General features: G+C 59.0%; 19 protein-coding genes and 1 tRNA gene. 14 read left to right on the forward strand and 6 right to left on the reverse strand.

Translation table 11 applies throughout. The features are described 5' to 3' along the window. Positions 1-3: 3 nt before the first annotated feature. Both E2F50_RS17255 and E2F50_RS17260 read left to right on the forward strand, forming a co-directional pair. The gene (locus tag E2F50_RS17255) at positions 4-645 is read left to right on the forward strand and encodes a DNA-3-methyladenine glycosylase family protein (protein WP_133317419.1); all 642 of its coding nucleotides are present in this window, start codon (positions 4-6) and stop codon (positions 643-645) included. A gap of 89 nt (positions 646-734) precedes the next feature. Then, positions 735-1,292 carry an HNH endonuclease gene (locus E2F50_RS17260; RefSeq protein WP_133317420.1) on the forward strand — a complete coding sequence of 186 codons (558 nt, stop codon included), beginning with the start codon at positions 735-737 and terminating at the stop codon, positions 1,290-1,292. 36 nt (positions 1,293-1,328) lie between these two features. Here the strand turns inward: E2F50_RS17260 and E2F50_RS17265 are convergent, their stop codons facing one another. Next, complete coding sequence (locus E2F50_RS17265) at positions 1,329-1,841, reverse strand: disulfide bond formation protein B (protein ID WP_133317421.1); 513 nt, start codon at positions 1,839-1,841, stop codon at positions 1,329-1,331. Between the two features lie 233 nt (positions 1,842-2,074). Between E2F50_RS17265 and E2F50_RS17270 the strand changes: the two genes are divergently transcribed. From E2F50_RS17270 to E2F50_RS17280, 3 genes are all read left to right on the forward strand, one after another. Continuing rightward, on the forward strand, positions 2,075-3,085 hold the full coding sequence (locus tag E2F50_RS17270) for a glycosyltransferase family 2 protein (RefSeq protein WP_245515444.1): 1,011 nt from the start codon (positions 2,075-2,077) through the stop codon (positions 3,083-3,085). Positions 3,086-3,636: 551 nt separating this feature from the next. After that, complete coding sequence (locus tag E2F50_RS23695) at positions 3,637-3,981, forward strand: DapH/DapD/GlmU-related protein (RefSeq protein WP_425375394.1); 345 nt, start codon at positions 3,637-3,639, stop codon at positions 3,979-3,981. A gap of 198 nt (positions 3,982-4,179) precedes the next feature. Next, positions 4,180-5,136, forward strand: a complete 957-nt coding sequence (locus E2F50_RS17280) for a glycosyltransferase family 8 protein (protein WP_161974199.1) — start codon at positions 4,180-4,182, stop codon at positions 5,134-5,136. 222 nt (positions 5,137-5,358) lie between these two features. Here E2F50_RS17280 and E2F50_RS17285 read toward each other — a convergent pair. Next, a tRNA-Leu gene (locus E2F50_RS17285) sits at positions 5,359-5,443 on the reverse strand. 283 nt (positions 5,444-5,726) lie between these two features. On the opposite strand from E2F50_RS17285, the gene E2F50_RS17290 reads away from it, so the two are divergent. Continuing rightward, entirely contained in the window at positions 5,727-7,361 is a 1,635-nt protein-coding gene (locus tag E2F50_RS17290; protein ID WP_133317424.1) for an AMP-binding protein, read from the forward strand. Between the two features lie 4 nt (positions 7,362-7,365). Here E2F50_RS17290 and E2F50_RS17295 read toward each other — a convergent pair whose 3' ends face one another. The 3 genes from E2F50_RS17295 to secA all read right to left on the reverse strand — a co-directional run bounded on the left by E2F50_RS17295 (position 7,366) and on the right by secA (position 12,936). Continuing rightward, the gene (locus E2F50_RS17295; RefSeq protein WP_133317425.1) at positions 7,366-8,643 is read right to left on the reverse strand and encodes a GNAT family N-acetyltransferase; all 1,278 of its coding nucleotides are present in this window, start codon (positions 8,641-8,643) and stop codon (positions 7,366-7,368) included. Positions 8,644-8,646: 3 nt separating this feature from the next. After that, entirely contained in the window at positions 8,647-10,068 is a 1,422-nt protein-coding gene (locus E2F50_RS17300) for a lipopolysaccharide biosynthesis protein (protein ID WP_245515445.1), read from the reverse strand. A gap of 156 nt (positions 10,069-10,224) precedes the next feature. After that, complete coding sequence (secA, locus tag E2F50_RS17305; protein ID WP_133317460.1) at positions 10,225-12,936, reverse strand: preprotein translocase subunit SecA; 2,712 nt, start codon at positions 12,934-12,936, stop codon at positions 10,225-10,227. Between the two features lie 249 nt (positions 12,937-13,185). Here secA and E2F50_RS17310 point away from each other — a divergent pair, with 249 nt between their 5' ends. The 6 genes from E2F50_RS17310 (at position 13,186) to E2F50_RS17335 (ending at position 17,226) form a co-directional block, all read left to right on the forward strand. After that, positions 13,186-14,061: a peptidylprolyl isomerase gene (locus E2F50_RS17310; protein WP_133317426.1), complete on the forward strand. Its 876-nt coding sequence runs from the start codon at positions 13,186-13,188 to the stop codon at positions 14,059-14,061. A gap of 55 nt (positions 14,062-14,116) precedes the next feature. Continuing rightward, positions 14,117-15,358, forward strand: a complete 1,242-nt coding sequence (gene argJ, locus E2F50_RS17315) for a bifunctional glutamate N-acetyltransferase/amino-acid acetyltransferase ArgJ (RefSeq protein WP_133317427.1) — start codon at positions 14,117-14,119, stop codon at positions 15,356-15,358. 9 nt (positions 15,359-15,367) lie between these two features. Further along, complete coding sequence (locus E2F50_RS17320) at positions 15,368-16,147, forward strand: GNAT family N-acetyltransferase (protein ID WP_133317428.1); 780 nt, start codon at positions 15,368-15,370, stop codon at positions 16,145-16,147. Continuing rightward, positions 16,144-16,557, forward strand: coding sequence for an 8-oxo-dGTP diphosphatase MutT (gene mutT, locus E2F50_RS17325; RefSeq protein ID WP_133317429.1), 414 nt, complete (start codon positions 16,144-16,146; stop codon positions 16,555-16,557). The genes E2F50_RS17320 and mutT overlap by 4 nt, the downstream gene beginning before the upstream one ends. Positions 16,558-16,662: 105 nt before the next feature. Continuing rightward, positions 16,663-16,983: a hypothetical protein gene (locus tag E2F50_RS17330; protein WP_133317430.1), complete on the forward strand. Its 321-nt coding sequence runs from the start codon at positions 16,663-16,665 to the stop codon at positions 16,981-16,983. Positions 16,984-17,043: 60 nt separating this feature from the next. Continuing rightward, on the forward strand, positions 17,044-17,226 hold the full coding sequence (locus E2F50_RS17335) for a Flp family type IVb pilin (protein ID WP_133317431.1): 183 nt from the start codon (positions 17,044-17,046) through the stop codon (positions 17,224-17,226). Between the two features lie 6 nt (positions 17,227-17,232). Here E2F50_RS17335 and E2F50_RS17340 read toward each other — a convergent pair whose 3' ends face one another. Further along, positions 17,233-18,102, reverse strand: a complete 870-nt coding sequence (locus tag E2F50_RS17340; protein WP_133317432.1) for a methyltransferase domain-containing protein — start codon at positions 18,100-18,102, stop codon at positions 17,233-17,235. 56 nt (positions 18,103-18,158) lie between these two features. Here E2F50_RS17340 and E2F50_RS17345 point away from each other — a divergent pair, with 56 nt between their 5' ends. Both E2F50_RS17345 and grxC read left to right on the forward strand, forming a co-directional pair. Then, positions 18,159-18,935: a ComF family protein gene (locus E2F50_RS17345; RefSeq protein ID WP_133317433.1), complete on the forward strand. Its 777-nt coding sequence runs from the start codon at positions 18,159-18,161 to the stop codon at positions 18,933-18,935. A 57-nt stretch (positions 18,936-18,992) separates the two neighbouring features. Then, entirely contained in the window at positions 18,993-19,250 is a 258-nt protein-coding gene (gene grxC, locus E2F50_RS17350; protein ID WP_133317434.1) for a glutaredoxin 3, read from the forward strand. Positions 19,251-19,253: the final 3 nt, after the last annotated feature.

A 19,253-nucleotide genomic window follows, 5' to 3' on the forward strand; every position in this document is an offset into this window, starting at 1 on the left:
GGCGTGACGATCATCCGCAGCGACAGCGATATCCAAGCGGCGCTGCAGGCGTTGATCGAGCTTGATCCCCGTCTTCAAGCCATTGTCCATGCCGCAGGTCCCGTGCCTTTGCGGCTGCAGGAGCCGGGATTTGCCGGCCTCGCCTCAATCGTCGTTTCGCAGATGATCTCGCGTGCCAGCGCAGAGGCCATCTGGCGCAGGATCATTGCGGCAGGCCCGGTCACCGCCAAGGACTATGTGGAACTCGAACCAGACGTCATCGCCACGTTCGGCTTATCTCGGGCAAAAGCCGCCACGCTTCTCAACCTTGCCAGAGCCGTTTCGCAAGGAAGGTTCGATCCGCAGGCCGTTTGCGCTCTCGATACCGCCGAAGCTGTCGGTCAGTTGACCACGCTTTCCGGCATAGGGCCTTGGACGGCGCAGGTCTATCTGATGTTCTGCGGCGGACATGCGGATATCTTTCCTGTCGGAGATGTCGCGCTGCAGGCCGCCGTCGGCCATGGTTTTGCCATGGTATCGCGCCCGTCTGCGAAAGAGCTGCTGAAGATCGCAGAGCTCTGGCGGCCGTGGCGGTCCGTTGCCGCCCGGCTTTTCTGGGCATATTACGCAGCAGAAATGCACCGGAACGTGACGCCACTGGCATGAGTATCCCGCTGCGTTTATTGGGCTTCACAATCCTGTAACAACGGACCTAATATAGAAGGAACATATGCCGAATCGGGTAGGAGCGTCACTTGACGATTGCAGTCTCCCCGCAGGCCCTGCCGGCGCTCGTCCTGAACGCTGACTACCGGCCGCTGAGTTATTATCCCTTGTCGTTGTGGTCCTGGCAGGACGCGATCAAGGCGGTTTTCCTCGACCGTGTGAATATCATCGCGGAGTACGAACATTCCGTTTGTTCGCCGAGCTTCTCGATGAGGCTGCCGAGCGTGGTCAGTCTCAAGACCTATGTCCAGCCGACGCGCAATCCTGCCTTCACCCGGTTCAACGTCTTCCTGCGCGACAAGTTCGAGTGCCAGTATTGCGGGGCCCACGACGACTTGACGTTCGACCACGTCATTCCGCGTGCCCATGGCGGTGAAACGACCTGGGAAAACGTCGTGGCGGCCTGTTCGCCCTGTAATCTTCGCAAGGGCAGCAAGCTGCCGAAGCAGGCCGCCATGTTCCCGCACCAGAAGCCTTATCAGCCGACGGTTCAGGACCTGCATAACAATGGCCGGCTTTTCCCGCCGAATTATCTGCACGAAAGCTGGATGGACTATCTTTATTGGGACACGGAACTGCAGCCTTGAGGGCCGTTTCGTATGCCAGCCGATGCGAAGGCCGCCTCAGGCGGCCTTTTTTGCGCCTGCGAATGCGATAACAGCAAGGACGACGCTGGTGATGACGTTCCAGCCGGCCAGCGACAGGCCAAGGATACGAAGCGCGGCCTGGTCACACTGCGGACCATGAACAGCATTGAGGGAGGAGAGCAGGTCTCCCGCACTCGTCGTCGCGGAGCCGGGCGTGCTGGTGCAGCTTGATGGACCGGCCCAGAAGCCCCATTCGACGCCTGCATGATAGATGCCCATGCCGGCACCCACCACCATCATCACGGCGATGACGACAAGCAGCGCCCGCGTGATCTTCGGCGAAAACCCGGCAGCGGCCGTGATGGTCGCGACGATGCCGACAGGAATTCCGTAATAGTAGGGGTCGCGCTCGAGGAGGCAAAGGTGGCAGGGCATATAGCCCCCCATATGCTCGAATACCAACGCGCCGCCGACAGTGGCTGCCATACCGAGCGTCACCAGCAGAGGGAAGCCGAGGCGGAAGTTCTGACCGGTCGTTGCAAGCGCCATGCGTATTTCCTCATCGGTTCGGGTCGGGTCGGGCAAAGCCAAACTCCGTTTAGCAGATGCCGGCACTCTGTAAAGCAACCACGGGAGATGTGAGCTGCAGACCCGCCGGCACATTTCCGTGTTATCGATTTGACAACGGGCGCCGCACAGATTGCAAGGAGAAGTCCTGTCTAGTAGGACCGCAGCAGCAAGAAACGGGCAGGCGTCGACGCGCGATCGGAGGCAGAACTATATTGGATTATCCGTTCAAATCGGAGCGCCCCGACATCCGGCGCGGATGGTGGGACAAGCTCAGGACCGCTTACGAAACGGCTCGGATCACCCGGCGCGAGCGGAGAAACAAGAAGCCGGTCGAACTTTCGCCTGTGGCGCAGGTTTCGCGATTGGGCACTACCGACATCCCACTGGTTTTCATCACCCATAACGATATGGCCATCCTGCCCTTCTTCCTGCGTCATTATCGTCAGCTTGGCGTGACGCGCTTCATCTGCGTCGATGATGTGTCGCAGGATGGTACGCGCGAGTTTCTTGCAGAGCAGCCGGATGTGGATCTGTGGGTTTCTCCCATTCGTTACAAGGAGGCAAGACGCGGCCGTCGTTGGCGGGAGACGCTGTTTGCCCGATACGGTTATGATCGTTGGTATGTGAACGTGGATTCGGACGAATTCCTGTTCTATGACCAGTGTGAAAGCAAAACCTTGGGTACTTTGATCACAACGCTGGAGAAGCACGATGTAAAGCGACTCGCTGCCCCGATGCTCGACATGTATCCCGGGCCGGGAAGCATCCAGCCGGATGCGGAGCAGGGTTTCGCCTGGGAGTTCTCCAACTATTTCGATGCCAGCGGCTATGATGCCAAGCTCGATAAGCGCGGAGTGAGCCTGAAGGGCGGCCCGCGCAAGCGCCGCTTCGGCGAGGCGAACGAGTTGATGAAGTACCCGCTGATCTTCTGGGATCGCAGCTGCTTTTTCGGCAGCAGCCCACACCGCCCCCTGCCTTATGACCGAAATTTCTCGTCGGACTGGGGCGTGCTGCTGCACTTCAAGTTTTTCACGAACTACAGGGACAAGATAACTGAAGCTGCAAACGCAGAACAGCATCACAATAACTCGCAGCACTACAAGGCAATGGAGGCTGAGCTGCAGCTGGGGGAGCTGGAATTGACTGATAAGATCTCCAGTCCCTTTCGTGATGCACAGCAACTGGCCGACCTCGGATTTATAACCTCCAGCGATCTCAATTGAGACATGACTCCTATTGTTGTGGATGGATAGGAAACTGGCAATTTCTACCGGCAAGCTGCATAACCGGCTCCAGTTGCTGAAAAAGACGTTTGGGCTAAAGGTCCTTTGACCTCCTTCGCAACAGCTTGACGGACTGATTCTTGTCAGCACTTGTTCCCACACTACCGACACCGAAGGAGCTTGCCGAAGGGCTTTCAGCAGAGCCGTCAGCGGGCAGCAGGACTGCAAGACGAAGATGACTTACCAGACGGAGTTCGTCGCTTTTTCCGCCCGCCCCATCCGAAGAGTGAGCCATGGCACCATTTCGCCGCCTGAGAAACATGATCGGCTTGCGCAAAAGCAGACCTCGTGACACCTGGCCGTGGCCCGGCATCACGATTGGCAGGCATAGCTATGGGGTCATTCCGGAATCGATATTCAGGTATGATGCGACAATCACTTTAAACGTCGGATCATTTTGCTCGATAGCCAAGGAAGTTCTGTTTCTGGTCCGGGCAGATCACCCCATCCACACTGTGTCGACATTTCCTTTGTCCAAGCTTGCGACCGGCATGGACGAGCTACGTTCCAAAGGGCCCATTATCGTCGGGCATGATGTCTGGATCGGTCGCCGCGCCATGATCATGTCCGGCGTCACGATCGGCAACGGGGCCGTTGTGGCAGCGGGCGCCGTTGTTACGAAGGACGTGCCTCCGGTGCCATTGTTGGAGGCGCACCAGCGAAGCTTATCCGCTATCGCTTTGACCCGGCCACCATCGATACTCTCCAGATACTTGCTTGGTGGGACTGGCCGGATGAAGAGATCAGAGCTAAACTTGATCTCTTCCAACTGCCGGCAGAAGTCTTCATTCAGCGCGCCGAGGCGGGATACGATTCATAGCCGAGCGCGGGGCTAACCTCGATTCGACCAGCTGAAGGCTGTGGCCTCCTACTCTTTCATCGGGAGCGGAGTAGCGTCAGTTTATGTTAGGCCATTGTCTATATTCGATCTGTGGTTCAATGGCATTGATGGTAGCAATGCCATTGGCTCCAAGGGCCGGCTAGATGATGGATGAAGGTGACAATCCCTATTGGTCCGTATTGGAGGTATGCTGATGAACAGGCGCAATGCTGTGGTCTTGGTCACGGACGATAATCTCTTGCCGCCAGCACTTCATCTATGGTCCCGGTTACGCTCGCTGAACAATCGGAATGACACGGACGTCCTCCTTTTCATGCCCGACAAGGCTATATCGGAGATGCAACTTTTGGATTTGACGGGCGTCATACCGATAAGCAGTTTGTTTATGCCGACCATTAAGTATTCTGGGCCGTCTCACGTTACCGAAGCTGCATGCTTGAGGATCGTGGTGCCACGCTATCTGCAGCAGAATTATTCCAAGCTCCTCTACCTAGATATCGATGTCGTTGTTTCAGATGCATCGATCTTCCGCGTGTTTGACATAGAGTTGAATGCACCGCTGGCTGCCACGCGATGGCATAAAAAGAGCTTCGACCCGAGCATGGTTGTAAACGGTAAGCTCCAGGAGGGAGCCTTTGCATTTACGCGATACTTCAACTCGGGAGTCTTGCTGATCAATGCCGACCGTTACGTTGAAGCGGAGATCGATGTTAAAGCGTTCAAATTCCTGGCAGAAGAGGAAGGAAAGTCCGAGGTCCCCGACCAGACCGCGTTGAACGTGGCTGTCGGCGACGGTTGGGAGGAGCTTTCTCCGGCAATGAACTTCCGGGCGGAGCTCCTGCAGACTTTTCTTTCAAAAATGTTTCCTCCCGTCGTTATCCACTATGTGGGTGAAAAGAAGTCTTGGCACACCCCGTCGATCAGCCATCCCCTTCGATCTGAACAAATCAAGTGGTTGGCACTGAATGGCCATTGGCACTTTCTCGTAAATAATATCCGGGTAAAACACCTTCTGCGGGCGATCAGAAGACGCATCAATGGCAAAGGCCATTCTACACCAACGTACATCCAGCCGCAGAACCGTCTGATCAAAGATTACCTTGCCGTTGCCTTCGTGGACCATTGGAATGTGCAACCGGCCCGACTGTAGGAAATCAACACTCCTGCCAGCAATGGCAGCGGCTATGAAAGATTGGAGGATGCTCCAGAACGAAAACGTGCTGCCACATTCAGCTGCTGTGCCGGACAATGGCTGACTATTGGTCCGTTAAAAAAGAGATTGGATGTCTGCTGAGCGGCAACATTTCGTAGCGACAAGACGTTGCCTCCAACCTATTTCGAGTTGCAGCCCGAACAATGAAGCGGAAAAAAGTGGTGCCCCGTGCCGGAATCGAACCAGCACTCCTCTCGGAACCTGATTTTGAGTCAGGCGCGTCTACCAATTCCGCCAACGGGGCACGGATCGGATAGCTAAGGCGTCTACCATGTGGTTGCGCGAAGATGCAAGAGCGAAGTGGAACGGCACTGGTGCCATCGTAGCCATCGGCATTGGCACGTAAATATGTAGACGACTCGCCAAATGATTCGGTCTTTCACGCGACCGTAGCGGTGCAGCCGTCTCGCAAGCACCTCAAACCGGCTGCAGCAGAAGTTGTTTTTTCACAAGAGCCTGAAGCAGGGCTTGCTTGCCCCGCAATGCAGGTAATATGAGCTCCTCTTGCCAATTCAGAAGCAGCCTCCATGAAATTGCCCAGCGGCACTTCCTATGACGAACTGTACCGGGATTTCGTGTGGGAAATCCCGCCTCGCTTCAACATGGGTACGGCGGCCAGCGACGCATGGGCCAACAACGAGCCGGAGCGGGTCTGCCTTCAGCATTTCAGTTCGGATGGTCGGCATTCCGCGATGACCTATGGAGAGCTCAGCGAGCGTTCGAATGCGTTGGCGAACGCGTTTCGGGCGCTCGGTGTCGGCAGGGGCGACCGCGTGGCTCTTCTCCTGCCGCAAGGCTTTGAGACGGTCGTAGCCCATGTGGCAACCTACAAGATCGGGGCGATTGCCCTGCCGCTTGCCTTGCTGTTCGGCGTCGAAGGGCTGGAATACAAGTTGCAGGTGGCCAGCGCCGCCGCCATCGTGACGAACGGCTTCGGGATGTCGCGGCTGGTGGAGATCCGTGAGCGTCTGCCGGCGCTCAAGCATGTGGTCTTGACCGATGACTCAGGTTCGGATCTTGGCAGCATGCGGATGCATGACCTGATCGACGCACATTCGTCCCACCTGGAGGTGGCGGATACGGGTCCGGACGATCCCGCCCTGATGATTTTTACATCGGGTACGACAGGGCCGCCGAAGGCCGCCCTGCACGGGCACCGCGTCCTCGCCGGTCATCTTCCGGGATTCCAACTGGCGCATGCCTTCGCGCCGCAGGAAGGCGACAGGATCTGGACGCCGTCCGACTGGGCCTGGGCGGGCGGATTGCTGAACGTGCTGATGCCGGCTCTGATGCTCGGCATTCCTGTTGTTTCCTCACCGGCACAGAAGTTCGATCCTGAGACTGCCTTTCGCATCATGGACGAAATGCACGTGCGGAATGCCTTCATCCCGCCGACCGCGCTGCGGCTTCTGCGCTCGGTGGCAGATTCGCGACATAAGTATGCGCTCAACCTCCGGACCGTCACCTCCGCCGGGGAAGCTCTAGGACTCGAGACCTATGAATGGGCAAAAGAGGCGCTCGGCGTGACGGTGAACGAGTTCTATGGGCAGACGGAGTGCAATTTCGTGATTTCGTCCTGCGCTGAGATCGGTGTCACCCGCGCTGGCAAGATTGGAAGGCCGGTGCCCGGCCATCGTGTCGCTGTCATTGACGCCAAGGGCCTTGAGGTTGCAGCCGGAGAAACGGGAGAGATCGCTATCTGGCGGCCCGATCCGGTCGTGTTTCTCAAATATTGGCAGGATGACGCGGCGACGGCGGCTAAGTTGGGCGGGGATTGGCTCGTCACCGGGGATCTGGGGCGGCTGGATGCGGAGGGCTATATCGAGTTCATTGGCCGCGACGACGACATCATCACCTCTTCCGGTTACCGCATAGGTCCGAGCGAGATCGAGGACTGCTTGAGCGGGCATCCGGCCGTGCATATGGCAGCGGCCGTGGGCAAGCCGGATCTGATCCGAACGGAAATCGTCAAAGCCTATGTCGTGCCGTCGCCAGGCGTAGAACCAGGCGACGCTCTGGCGGCAGAACTGCGGGAATGGGTGAAGACGCGCCTTTCCATGCACGAATATCCGCGTGAAATATCCTTCGTGGAAGACATTCCGCTGACGACGAGCGGCAAGGTCATCCGCCGTCTGCTGCGCCAGAGGGCTGCGGCGGAATAGCGCCTCAAACCTCTCGGCCGGCGATCGACATGATTTTCTCGCGAAGCAGGCGCGCCATGTTTCTGGTGTTGCGATAAAGATGAAGCTGTGCTGCCACCTGGCGGACGTCGCGGTCGCCGTTGCGGTTCAAGCCGATGACCAGCGTGCCCATGTCCTCGCGCTCCTCCCAAAGCCGGCTCATGATCGGATGGTCGGGCACGGCGCAGCTGTCGGTGCGCATGATATTGGCATCCTCGAGATGCCAATCCGTCAGCTTCATGATCAGCAGCTTGCCGGGAGAATACGCCCTGAAGCCTTCGTCATAGGCCGTCTTCCATGTATACGCCTCGCCTGCCATCAGGAACACAACGATGGAAGCGATTGCCCGTCCGTCAAGATTGATCGTGTGTATCCGGACGGCGTCTGCCTCGGCCAGGTTGGTGATGGCCTCGCGCGCGAAGGCGGCCCGGTAGCGGTCGCTGACAAGTGCCGAACGCTTTCTGCCCTTCCAACCCTTGGCTTCGAGAGCCAAGAACTCCTCCATGCGCTGCCGCACCTCTTCCGGCTGGCGGGCAACCGAGTATTCGACCTGGCCAACGCGTTCAAGGTGGCGCCATTGGCGGCGCATTTCGCGGAAGTGATGAGGAGAGACGGCGTGCTTGAGATAGGTTTCGCTGTCGAGCAGGCTTTCCAGCATCGGCCGGCGGAACGGATCTGTCACGGCAACGGGTAGATCGCGGCCAATCGCCACCGCCTTTGCCATCTGCGTAAAGGGCCCGTTGAGGCGGATGTCGGGAATGACCAGTACGCCCGGCAACCTCGCCTGGCGCGAGCCCAGTACTTCGAACAGATTGTCGATGGTTTCAGCGGCATCCTCGGCGTCGACAAGCGGCGTCCCCAGAGGTCCGAAGGGATTGGCCCATGCGCGGATGATCGGTGCGCCGAGCGCAAATCCGGGCCGCTCCACCGTAAACGGCATCAAAAGGCGCAACCGGCTGGCGGCTCCGTTTTCGTCGCGCATCAGGGCGAATCGAACCTGCTTGTCTTCGACGCGCGGCATGGCCGGTGCCAGAAGACGCGCGGAGAAGAAGATGTTGGGTTCCATCGCCCGGTGCGACAGAAATTCCAGTTCCTCCTGCAGCTCATAGCCGAGCGAGGCCGGGTAAAGGTAAAGCTCCCGGCCGGGTCTTCCGACCTCCAGCCTGACATCGGCATCCGGCCGTAGGGAGCGGACCGCCGGCAGGGCGGGCGGGAAGCGCCGGCCGCTTTCTTCCATCTCACTTGTAAATGGAGGTAGCGCCATGGGTCACGGAGCCTTTGCGGATGCGGTCAGGGAAGGGCGGGCAAATGCGAAGAGCACGAAGCCAAGCGTGCGGCGAACGGCAATATGCAGCAGGATCGCCTCGATCATCATGGCGGAAGCCGTCGCCATCGCCGCGCCCGTTAAGCCGAACCGGGGAATGAGGACGAGGTTCAAGGCAATGCTCGCCGACAAGGTGATCGCATAAAGCAGCACGCATAAATTCTGCCGGCCGGCCATGCCGAGCAAAACCTCTCCGGGACCAACGGTCGCTTTTGCAAGAATGCCACAGAACAGGATGGCCATGATCCCATAGCCAGAGGTAAAGGCGGTCCCAAACAGCGACAGCAGCAATTCGCCAGCTGCGAGCACGCCGAGGCCCAGCACCAGCGATGGCCAGAAGCTCCACCGCGCGGTCTGCCCGGCGAAGGAGGCCAATGCCGGCATGTCTTCTTCCGCCAGGATCGCCGAAAAGCGGGGCCCTGCTGCAGCCTTGACGGAGAAATACACGAACTGCACCAAAACAATCGTCTTGGCGGCGGCATAATAGATGCCGACCTGATCCGGTGGCAGAAACAGCCCGACAACAACCACATCTGCATTGGTGAGCAGAAAGCCGATGCCGTCGACCAGGAAGAGCGGCAACGAGATGCGGAACCAAGGGCCGATTTCGAACCGCTTCGGCCCCGTGCCATAAAGCCTGCGCAGCCGCAGCGTCAGCCTGACGAGCTGGAAGATCGTCGCGACATAGGTGGCCGCAAGCGCTGCCTGCATGGCCGTGACTGCCGACGGATCGGCCCTGAGCCAGAGAGCCACGAGCATGAAGGTGAGAATGAGCGCCGGGCGGATGAGGTAGGTCGGGCTGAGCGCGGCGACCGTCCAGCCGTTCGAGCGGGCCGTGCCGTCCAGCACGTCTCCCAGTGCGATCATCGGCATGGTGAAAAGGGCGAGGGAAACCGGCACTAGGTAATAAGGCTCGATCGTCTCGCCGAAGAGGTGAAGAAACAGGAAGCCGAGAGCGCCGACCATGCTTGACGACAGCAGTGCGACAAGGCGCACGGCCAGGTTGAGGCCGCGTATGGTCGCCAAGTCCCCGCGCGCCCTGTGCTGATGCAGGAAGCGAATGACCGAGGTGTGAAATCCGAGGCAGGAAAGGTTCCCGGCCAGCACCACCACAACCCATACGAAAGCGAAAATACCGTATTGGAATTCGCCCATGATCCGGGCGAGGACGATCTGCGAAACAAAAGCGATCCCGGCACTCAGGACCCGGATAACGAAGGCGATCAGGGCCTGCCTCTGCGCGCGTGCCGTTTCAGTGGGATCGGTCAGTATGGCTTCAAGCCTGCGTGTCACCGGCCCAAGCCGGGCGCGCAGGCCAGGCGGCAGCAGTCTTTCCGCTGTTTCGATGACCGCCATGATGGACACGCATTACTCGCATTACGCAGAACAATAAGAAAACTCTGACAGAGCAAGGTTAAGAAACGGTTCTTGGCAGTTCGCAGGCGGTCGCAAAGCTGCTTGATGTGCAAACAAAAACGCCACCTGGGCGGGTGGCGTTTTTTGTTTAGTTCAGAGGCAGGATCAAACCTGCTCAAAGGCGCCGTGGCAGTGCTTGTATTTCTTGCCGGACCCGCAGGGGCAGGCCTCGTTGCGCCCGACTTTGCCCCAGGTGGATTGATCTTCCGGATGCCGATCCTGAGGCGCGGCAATGAAGTTTTCGCCGTCGCGGCCCGTCATCTCGTCCTCGCCGGTATTGGGATCGAAGTGATGCTCCTCGTAGCCTGACGGCGGCTCAGGCGGCTGCGGGTTTTGAACCAGCTCCACGCGCATGAGTTGAGCCGTCACCGCCTCGCGCAGATTGGCCAGCAGAGCCTGGAAAAGCTCGAAGGCCTCTGCCTTGTATTCCTGCAGCGGATCCCGCTGCGCATAGCCGCGGAAGCCGATGACGGAGCGAAGGTGATCCAGGTTGACGATGTGCTCGCGCCAGAGGTTGTCTAGCGTCTGCAGCAGGATCGAGCGCTCGACATAGTTCATGATCTCAAGCCCGAAGCGCTCGCGGCGATCGGTCGCCGCCTTGTCCGCAATCTCGGTAATGCGCTGGCGAATGTCCTCTTCGCCAATGCCTTCTTCCTTGACCCAGTCTTCGATAGGCAGGTCGAGGTTCAGCAGCCGGTCAACATCTTCGCGCAGGCCTGCCGCATTCCATTGTTCGGCATAAGCCCGCTCCGGGATGTGCTTGGCGACGATGACCTCGATGACCTCAGTCCGCATATCCTCGACGGTTTCGGAAACGTCTTCCGAGTCCATCAACTCAATGCGCTGCTCGAAGATCACCTTGCGCTGATCGTTGGTGACGTCGTCGTATTTCAGGAGATTCTTGCGGATGTCGAAGTTGCGCGCCTCGACCTTCTTCTGAGCCCGTTCAAGCGCCTTGTTGATCCACGGATGGACGATCGCCTCGCCTTCCTTCAGGCCAAGCTTCGTCAGCATGCTGTCCATGCGGTCTGAGCCGAAGATGCGCATCAGGTCGTCTTGCAGGGACAGATAGAACTTCGAACGGCCCGGGTCGCCCTGGCGACCGGAACGGCCGCGCAACTGGTTATCAATGCGGCGGCTTTCGTGGCGTTCGGTGGCGATCACGTAAAGACCGCCGGCAGCAAGCGCCTTTTGCTTCAGCGCCTTTACTTCCTCACGGATTGCCGCTTCCTTGGCGTCACGTTCGTCGCCTTCTTCCATGCCTTCAAGCTCCCGCTCAAGCCGCATGTCGATATTGCCGCCGAGCTGGATGTCGGTACCGCGACCCGCCATGTTAGTGGCGATCGTCACAGCGCCGGGTACGCCGGCCTGGGAAACGATGTAGGCTTCCTGCTCGTGGTAACGGGCGTTCAGCACGTGGAAATTCTCGAAACCAGATTGGCGCAGCATGGTCGCCAGAAGCTCAGACTTCTCGATCGATGTGGTGCCGACCAGAACCGGCTGGTTGCGCTCATGCGCGTCCTTGATCTCAGTGATGATCGCCTTGAACTTTTCTTCGAAAGTCCGGTAGACCTCGTCGTCTTCGTCGATGCGCTGGATTGGAAGGTTGGTCGGAACCTCCACCACTTCAAGCTTGTAGATGTTGCTGAATTCTTCCGCTTCGGTGGACGCCGTGCCGGTCATGCCGGCAAGCTTGTCGTACATGCGGAAATAGTTCTGGAACGTGATCGACGACAGCGTCTGGTTTTCCGGCTGGATCGTCACCTTTTCCTTCGCCTCAAGCGCTTGGTGCTGGCCTTCCGAATAGCGGCGGCCCGGCATCATGCGGCCGGTAAATTCGTCGATGATGACGATCTCGTCATTGCGGACGATGTAGTCCTTGTCGCGGGTGAAGAGCTTGTGTGCCTTCAAGGCGTTGTTGATGTGGTGAACGATCGCCACGTTCTCGACGTCGTAAAGAGACTCGCCCTTGAGCAAGCCAGCCTGGCGCAGCAGGTTTTCCAGCTTCTCCGTGCCACCTTCGGAGAAGTTGGCGGAGCGTTGCTTCTCGTCGATTTCGTAGTCTTCCGGGGACAACATCGGGATGAAGGCATCGATGGTGTTGTAGAGATCCGAACGATCGTCGAGCGGTCCTGAAATGATCAGCGGCGTGCGCGCCTCATCGACCAGGATTGAATCCACTTCGTCGACGATCGCGTAGTTATGGCCGCGCTGAACCATCTGGCCGCGCTCGTATTTCATGTTGTCGCGCAGATAGTCGAAGCCGAGCTCATTATTGGTCGCATAGGTAATGTCGCAGGCATAGGCGGCGCGGCGCTCGTCGTCGCTCAAGCCATGCATGATGACGCCGGTGGTCATTCCGAGGAAGCCGTAGAGACGCCCCATGATGCCGGCATCGCGCTGGGCCAGATAGTCGTTGACGGTGACGACATGCACCCCCTTGCCGGAAAGCGCATTCAGGTAGACGGGCAGGGTGCCGACAAGCGTCTTGCCTTCGCCGGTCTTCATTTCAGCGATGGCACCGTCATGAAGGATTATGCCGCCGGTCAGCTGAACGTCGAATGGCCGCATGCCCAGCACGCGGTGTGATGCTTCGCGCACGACGGCAAAGGCCGGCACGAGAATATCGTCGAGCGTCTTGCCGTCGGCCAGCATCTGCCGGAACTCGACCGTCTTGTGAGCGAGTTGCTCGTCAGTCAGAGACCTTGTCTTTTCCTCATAGGCATTGATGGCTTCTATGCTCGGCTTGTAGCCGCGGACGCGGCGCTCGTTTGCCGAACCGAAAAGTTTGCGGGCAATGCCGCCGAAGCTGACCATACGAATGGCCCTTTCTGATATCAGTCCCATGGGATCGCGAGCCCGGCGTCGGCAGGATCCGGTGCCGACAAAATGACCCGCGGCGCCCGGAAACCTTCTGGACGCGAAGTTGCGTGACAGATAAGAGGGGGGTCGAATGATGTCAACGGTAAGGGCCGATACAGAATGGCCACAATCCGGTGTTTGTGAAGGTTTTCCGGCCGGAATCAGACATTTCTGAAACCGGTATCTCAGCCGAAAGGTAACTCGATGTTGCGCCATAAATTTCTCGTATCGGCTGCGCTCGCCGCTGCGATCTTCACTCAGGCCCCGGTCTTGGCGGCCGACGATCCGGTCGTCGCCAAGGTAGGCAAGCTGGAAATCCATCAGTCCGAGCTTGACCTGGCCGTTCAGAACCTCGATCCGCAGCTGGCCCAACTCCCGGACGAGCAGAAAAAGGTTGCCGCGCTTTCCGGCGCCATCGACGTGAAGCTTCTGGCCGGCGGCGCACTTGCCGAAGGCATTAAGGACACTGAAGACTTCAAGAAGCGGATGGCCTATATCGGCGATCGCGAACTCCATAATGCTTATTTCCGCAAGCATGTCGTGGAGGCGACGACCCCGGCAGAAGTCAAGGCGCGCTACGACAAGGAACTTGCCGGCCTGCCGAAGCAGGAAGAAGTGCATGCCCGCCATATCTTGGTGAAGACCGAGGACGAGGCCAAGGCGGTAATCGCTGATCTCGATAAGGGCAAGGATTTTGCGGCGATCGCGAAAGAGAAGAGCCAAGATTCCAACAAGGATGATGGCGGTGATCTTGGCTGGTTCGGCCCTGGGCGCATGGTGCCGGAATTCGAAGAGGCTGCCTTCGCTCTGGACAAGGGCGCCTACACGAAGACCCCCGTCAAGACGCAGTTCGGCTTCCACGTGATCGAGGTGGAAGAAAAGCGCGATGCTCCGCCGCCGCCATTCGAACAGGTGCAGGATCAGGTCAAGCAACTCGTCATGCGCGACAAGTATGTGGCGCTAATTGACAAGGCCAAGTCCGACCAGAAGATCGAGATCACCGATGAAGCCCTGAAGAAGGGATATGACGAGGTGAGCAAGATGCAGGCCGCCGGCGAAGCGCCAATGGGTCAGCCGTAATTACTTCAGAGGGCCCGGTTTTCCGGGCCCTTCCATATCAGCCGGGTATTCTTTCATGTCCTCTTCCGTTTCGCCGCTCGCTCCGAAATCCTATCCCGACATGCCGGCCTTGCGCGGAGTGCGCATGGCGACAGCGGCTGCAGGGATCAAATACAAGAACCGCACCGACGTCCTGCTGATGGTTTTCGATAAGCCGGCGGCGGTCGCAGGTGTGTTTACCCGTTCGAAATGCCCATCAGCGCCGGTGGATTTTTGCCGTGCCAATCTGCCCCACGGTGTCGCGCGGGCCGTCGTCGTCAATTCCGGCAATGCCAATGCCTTTACCGGCGTCAAGGGGCGATCGGCCACGGCACTGACCGCCAAATCGGCCGCTGAAGCCGTCGGCTGCAGCGAAAACGAGGTTTATCTAGCTTCGACCGGCGTCATCGGGGAGCCTCTGGATGCGACGAAGTTCGCCGGCGTGCTCGGCAACATGCATGCGCAGGCGATCGGCGCCTTCTGGCCGGAAGCCGCCAAGGCCATCATGACAACGGACACCTATCCGAAGGTCGGGACGCGGACAGCGCAGATCGACGGCGTAACCATCACGATCAACGGCATTGCCAAAGGCGCCGGCATGATCGCGCCGGATATGGCGACCATGCTCTCCTTTGTGGTGACAGATGCCGACATCGTATCTCCGGCGCTTCAGTCTCTCCTGGCTGCCGGCGTCGGGCCGAGCTTCAATTCTGTAACGGTCGACAGCGACACGTCCACTTCGGATACGCTCATGCTGTTTGCCACCGGTGCTGCCGCGCACGATGGCCAGAGCCGCATCGAGGCTGCTGACGATCCTCGGCTTGAGGATTTCAAGACTGCGCTCAACGATCTTCTCAAGGACCTGGCGCTGCAGGTCGTTCGCGATGGCGAAGGCGCGCGCAAGATGGTGGAGATCACTGTCAGCGGTGCCGAGAGCGACGCGGCGGCCAAAGTCGTTGCCCTGTCGATCGCCAATTCGCCGCTGGTGAAGACGGCCGTGGCGGGCGAAGACGCCAATTGGGGTCGGATCGTCATGGCTGTGGGTAAATCTGGCGAGATGGCCGATCGGGACCGTTTGGCGATCTGGTTCGGCAATGTGCGTGTCGCCGTCAATGGCGAGCGCGACCCGGACTATTCAGAGGCGCAGACAAGCGCGGTGATGAAGCAGGAAGACATTCCGGTAAAGGTGGACCTTGGGCTTGGCGAAGGGACAGCTACCGTGTGGACCTGCGATCTGACCAAGGAATATGTGGCGATCAATGGCGATTACCGGAGCTGACGGCAAGTGATGGAGGCATCATCCCTGGGAAGCGATCTGCCTCTTGTACGGCGACTGGAGGCCGTCGGTTTCCGCGCCTGGCCGGCTGCATCCGTCGCTTATGACGGCAGCTGGCAGATCCGGCTGACGGGCGGCCATCCATCCAAGCGCCTGAATTGCGTCGTGCCGCTGGACCCCTCCGATTATCGCGATCTCGACCTGAGGCTCGAAAAGGCCCGCAAGCGGTTCGATGCTTATGGTCGCGCCCTGCTTGTGCGGCAGACGCCGCTTTCGCCGCCGGCCCTGATCGAGCATCTCGGGACTAAAGGCTGGAGCGTCTTCGAAACTACTGATGTGATGACTGTCGATCTGACTGAACTTGAGCTGCCCGATACGCTCGATTACCTTCCGAGCCATGACATCGGTCGCTTCATAGATGCCAATCTCGCCCTTGATGGCGAGGATCCGGCCTCCAAATCGGCTCTCGCCGAAATCATCAGCTCCATAAAGCCGGCCTCCGGCTTCTTTATCAAGGAAACCCCACAGGAAGGTCCGATCGCCGTAGCGCTTTGCGTCCAGGACAATGATCTTGCCGGCATCATGTCCTTTGCCGTGTCGCCCCGGCACAGGCGAAGCGGAATCGGCACCGAGATCTTTTCTTCTGCGCTTCGCTGGGCCCGCATCAGTGGGGCCCGTTCGGCTTGGCTGCAGGTCGGGTCGACGAACGCGCCGGCACTAGCGCTTTACCGGAAGTTCGGCTTTCGCAAGGCCTATCAATATCACTATTGGCATCAGGACGCCCGCGCATGAGCACGGCGCAGCGGAAGCTGCTTCTCGTAGCAGCCTGTGCGCTGGTCGATGCCGATGGCCGTATTCTTCTGGCCCAGCGTCCGGAAGGAAAGTCGCTGGCGGGCCTCTGGGAGTTTCCTGGCGGCAAGGTTGAGCCGGGCGAGTCCCCGGAAGAAGCGCTGATCCGCGAACTTGAAGAAGAGCTCGGTATCGTCACGAAGGTTGCTTGCCTGGCGCCCTTGACCTTCGCCAGCCACAGCTATGACACCTTCCACCTGCTGATGCCGCTTTTCGTTTGCCGCCGCTTCGAGGGAATTCCGAGCGGCCGGGAAGGCCAGGCGATCAAATGGGTGCGGCCGAACGTGCTGCGGGATTATCCCATGCCGCCAGCCGACGAACCCTTGATCCCGATCCTGCAGGACCTCCTCTAATCGTTTAAATTAGAATGATCGAATTCAGGTGCTGTTAACACATCGTTCAAGCCATTGTGGCACCTTGGCCGCAATCGTGTGACTGCGTTAATGAGGCTCTGAGGCATGGACGAGAAATTCTGGAAAACTGTACCGGTTCGCCAGCGCGCGACCTACAGATCCGGCAAGACCGGCGCGCTCAACATTGCGCTTCTGTTTGGCACTGCTGCTATCGCTCTTTCGCTGATCGTGACGCCCATGCTGGCTGGTCGCAACGACGAGCGGCGGCTCGCGCATGTGCAGGAAGATTTCGACATGATTTCTACCGGCTCCATCAAGCCGACGGAGAAGGGTGCCAAGCATTACACGATCCGTCGGAGCGTGCTCCAGGAAACACCGGGTTCTGTCTGCATCGTTCAAGGTTACAGCTCTGGCGATGACTGCTGATTAACCCTTTGCCCTTATAGTAGGCGCGGGTTCGGGATTTTCGTCAAAAAAGGGCATGTTATGCGTCTCCTCAGGTCCTTTATGCGCGATGAGCGCGGAGCGACGGCGGTGGAATATGGCCTTCTCGTCTCCATTCTTGCCGTGACGCTGGCAACTGCGCTCGGCAATTACTACGACCTGATGAACAACATGTTTTCGGGCGTCGCCAATTCGTTCAACCAGACCCCCGGCGCATCCCAATAACCACCCTTATTGGGTCTGGCTGCGCAAGGCATCGGCCAGCCTCACCTTGGCGGAGCCTGGCTTCAATGGCTGCTGCTGGCTTTCATGCGGTGCCCAGCCGGACGCATAGATGATCGAGAAGGTCGCTCGAATTCGGCCATCGGGGTCCGAATAACGTTCGGCATAAAGCTCCGCAGCTCGAACGAAAAACCGCCTTTTCATGGGAAGGCGGCTGCGGCCCACCAAAGGGTTGCCCATGCCCATGGCGCGAATGTCGCGCATTAGCGGGAAGAGCGAGTCGTAGCGAACGGTGTAATTCTCCGCATCAACGACGGGAAGCGCAAAGCCTGCCCGCTGAAGCAGGGCACCCGCATCGCGCACGTCGAGGAATGGGATGACCCGCGGACTAGCGCCACCTGTTAGCTCGGCTTCGGCGGCAAGAAGGACGTCACGCAGTTCTGCCAAAGTTCCAGCGCCCGGGATTGCGGCAAGCAATAAACCATCCGGCTTCAGCGATCGGCGTATCCGAACCAGAGTCCCGGGCAGATCATTGACGAGATGAAGCGCCAGTGGAGATAGAACAAGGTTCGTCGATGTCGGCTCTAAAGGCACATCTCCAAGATCGGCGGTAACCAGTTCCTCGCCAGTCTGAGCAAATGTAGAGCTGGTTTCAATACGGCTGATCGCTCCAATCTTGCCCGTGGCCATGGCTTCTCGGGCGGTCGCGCCGCTTGCTCCATGCAGTTCCACAGCCATATCGAAGCGCCGCTCGACCACTGAAAGGCGCTCTGCAAGTTCGCGCGCTGCAATGTCCAGAAGGAAAGCTGCGTTCTGGTCGCGCAGGAATGCCCGCTCCCGCCTGGACGCGACAAGCTCATCGTCAAAAAGAATATCCATCGTCGTCACCTGTTTCTGTGATCGCAAAGGCGTGTCGGAGCAGCTATTGTCAAGCCATGTCGCCCTTACCGTTAGAACGGCCCTTTCGTTTCATCGCGAGCCTTGCCGCCGGCTGGGCCGCCGGCCTGAGCGATTTCGTTTATCCGCCGGTCTGCCCCGGCTGCGGCGTTAGGACCGGCAGCCATGCCGGTTTCTGCCCATCCTGCTGGCGGAAACTCCGCTTCATCGAAAGGCCCTATTGCGAAGTCCTTGGTCTGCCCTTCTCGTATGATCCCGGCCCCAATATTCTATCCGCGCAAGCGATAGCCGATCCACCTGTTTTTGATCGCCTGCGCGCGGCGGCCTATCACGAGGGTGCCGCACGAGATCTTGTGCACGGTCTTAAATATAGGGACCGCACCGACCTAGCTGCAATGATGGCTGGATGGATGCTGCGCGCTGCCGAACAGCATGTGCATGAATGCCATGGCATTCTGCCTGTCCCGCTCCATCCCAGCCGCTTCATTTGGCGCAAGTTCAATCAGGCGGCGGAGCTTGGCCGGCATCTGGCGCATCTCTCGGACCGGCCATTCATCCCCTCGGCACTTATCCGCGTCAAGCGCACCAGCCGACAGGTGGGGCTGACCGCACGCGGACGACAAGACAATGTCCGCGCTGCCTTCGCCATCGCGCCCGGCAGGGAAGCCGATGTGTTCGGCAAGCGGTTGGTATTGGTCGATGACGTTTATACGACAGGTGCGACGGTCTCCTCTGCAAGTCGTGCGCTGAAGAAGGCGGGTGCCGCCGAGGTCACGGTTTTGACCTTTGCAATGGCAGTTTCCGGGCCTATATGACAGGAAATGACAGTTGGCGAGGCTATGTTCAGCGCCTCGCTGCGCCCGGAGATGATCATGTCGGATGTTACTATCTATACCCGCGAATATTGCGGCTACTGCTCGCGTGCCAAAGCCCTGCTGCAGGCCAAAGGCGTCGACTATACGGAACATGACGCCACCTATTCGAAAGAGCTGCGTGAGGAAATGATTGCGAAGGCGAACGGCCGCTCGACCTTCCCGCAGATCTTCATCAACGGCGAGCATGTCGGTGGTTGCGACGACCTTCACGCGCTTGATCGGGCCGGCAAGCTGGATCCCATGCTCGCCAATTGAGGT

This window comes from Rhizobium deserti, from assembly GCF_004358025.1.
In the GTDB taxonomy this organism is placed as follows: Bacteria; Pseudomonadota; Alphaproteobacteria; order Rhizobiales; family Rhizobiaceae; genus Neorhizobium; species Neorhizobium deserti.

Bases quoted from the DNA above. Each gene is read 5' to 3' on its own strand.
- E2F50_RS17265 (WP_133317421.1), bottom strand. From the start codon at position 1,841: ATGGCGCTTGCAACGACCGGTCAGAACTTCCGCCTCGGCTTCCCTCTG.
- E2F50_RS23695 (WP_425375394.1), top strand. From the start codon at position 3,637: ATGGACGAGCTACGTTCCAAAGGGCCCATTATCGTCGGGCATGATGTC.
- E2F50_RS17280 (WP_161974199.1), top strand. From the start codon at position 4,180: ATGAACAGGCGCAATGCTGTGGTCTTGGTCACGGACGATAATCTCTTG.
- E2F50_RS17290 (WP_133317424.1), top strand. From the start codon at position 5,727: ATGAAATTGCCCAGCGGCACTTCCTATGACGAACTGTACCGGGATTTC.
- E2F50_RS17295 (WP_133317425.1), bottom strand. From the start codon at position 8,643: ATGGCGCTACCTCCATTTACAAGTGAGATGGAAGAAAGCGGCCGGCGC.
- secA (WP_133317460.1), bottom strand. From the start codon at position 12,936: ATGGTCAGCTTCGGCGGCATTGCCCGCAAACTTTTCGGTTCGGCAAAC.
- E2F50_RS17310 (WP_133317426.1), top strand. From the start codon at position 13,186: ATGTTGCGCCATAAATTTCTCGTATCGGCTGCGCTCGCCGCTGCGATC.
- argJ (WP_133317427.1), top strand. From the start codon at position 14,117: ATGTCCTCTTCCGTTTCGCCGCTCGCTCCGAAATCCTATCCCGACATG.
- E2F50_RS17320 (WP_133317428.1), top strand. From the start codon at position 15,368: ATGGAGGCATCATCCCTGGGAAGCGATCTGCCTCTTGTACGGCGACTG.
- mutT (WP_133317429.1), top strand. From the start codon at position 16,144: ATGAGCACGGCGCAGCGGAAGCTGCTTCTCGTAGCAGCCTGTGCGCTG.
- E2F50_RS17330 (WP_133317430.1), top strand. From the start codon at position 16,663: ATGGACGAGAAATTCTGGAAAACTGTACCGGTTCGCCAGCGCGCGACC.
- E2F50_RS17335 (WP_133317431.1), top strand. From the start codon at position 17,044: ATGCGTCTCCTCAGGTCCTTTATGCGCGATGAGCGCGGAGCGACGGCG.
- E2F50_RS17340 (WP_133317432.1), bottom strand. From the start codon at position 18,102: ATGGATATTCTTTTTGACGATGAGCTTGTCGCGTCCAGGCGGGAGCGG.
- E2F50_RS17345 (WP_133317433.1), top strand. From the start codon at position 18,159: ATGTCGCCCTTACCGTTAGAACGGCCCTTTCGTTTCATCGCGAGCCTT.
- grxC (WP_133317434.1), top strand. From the start codon at position 18,993: ATGTCGGATGTTACTATCTATACCCGCGAATATTGCGGCTACTGCTCG.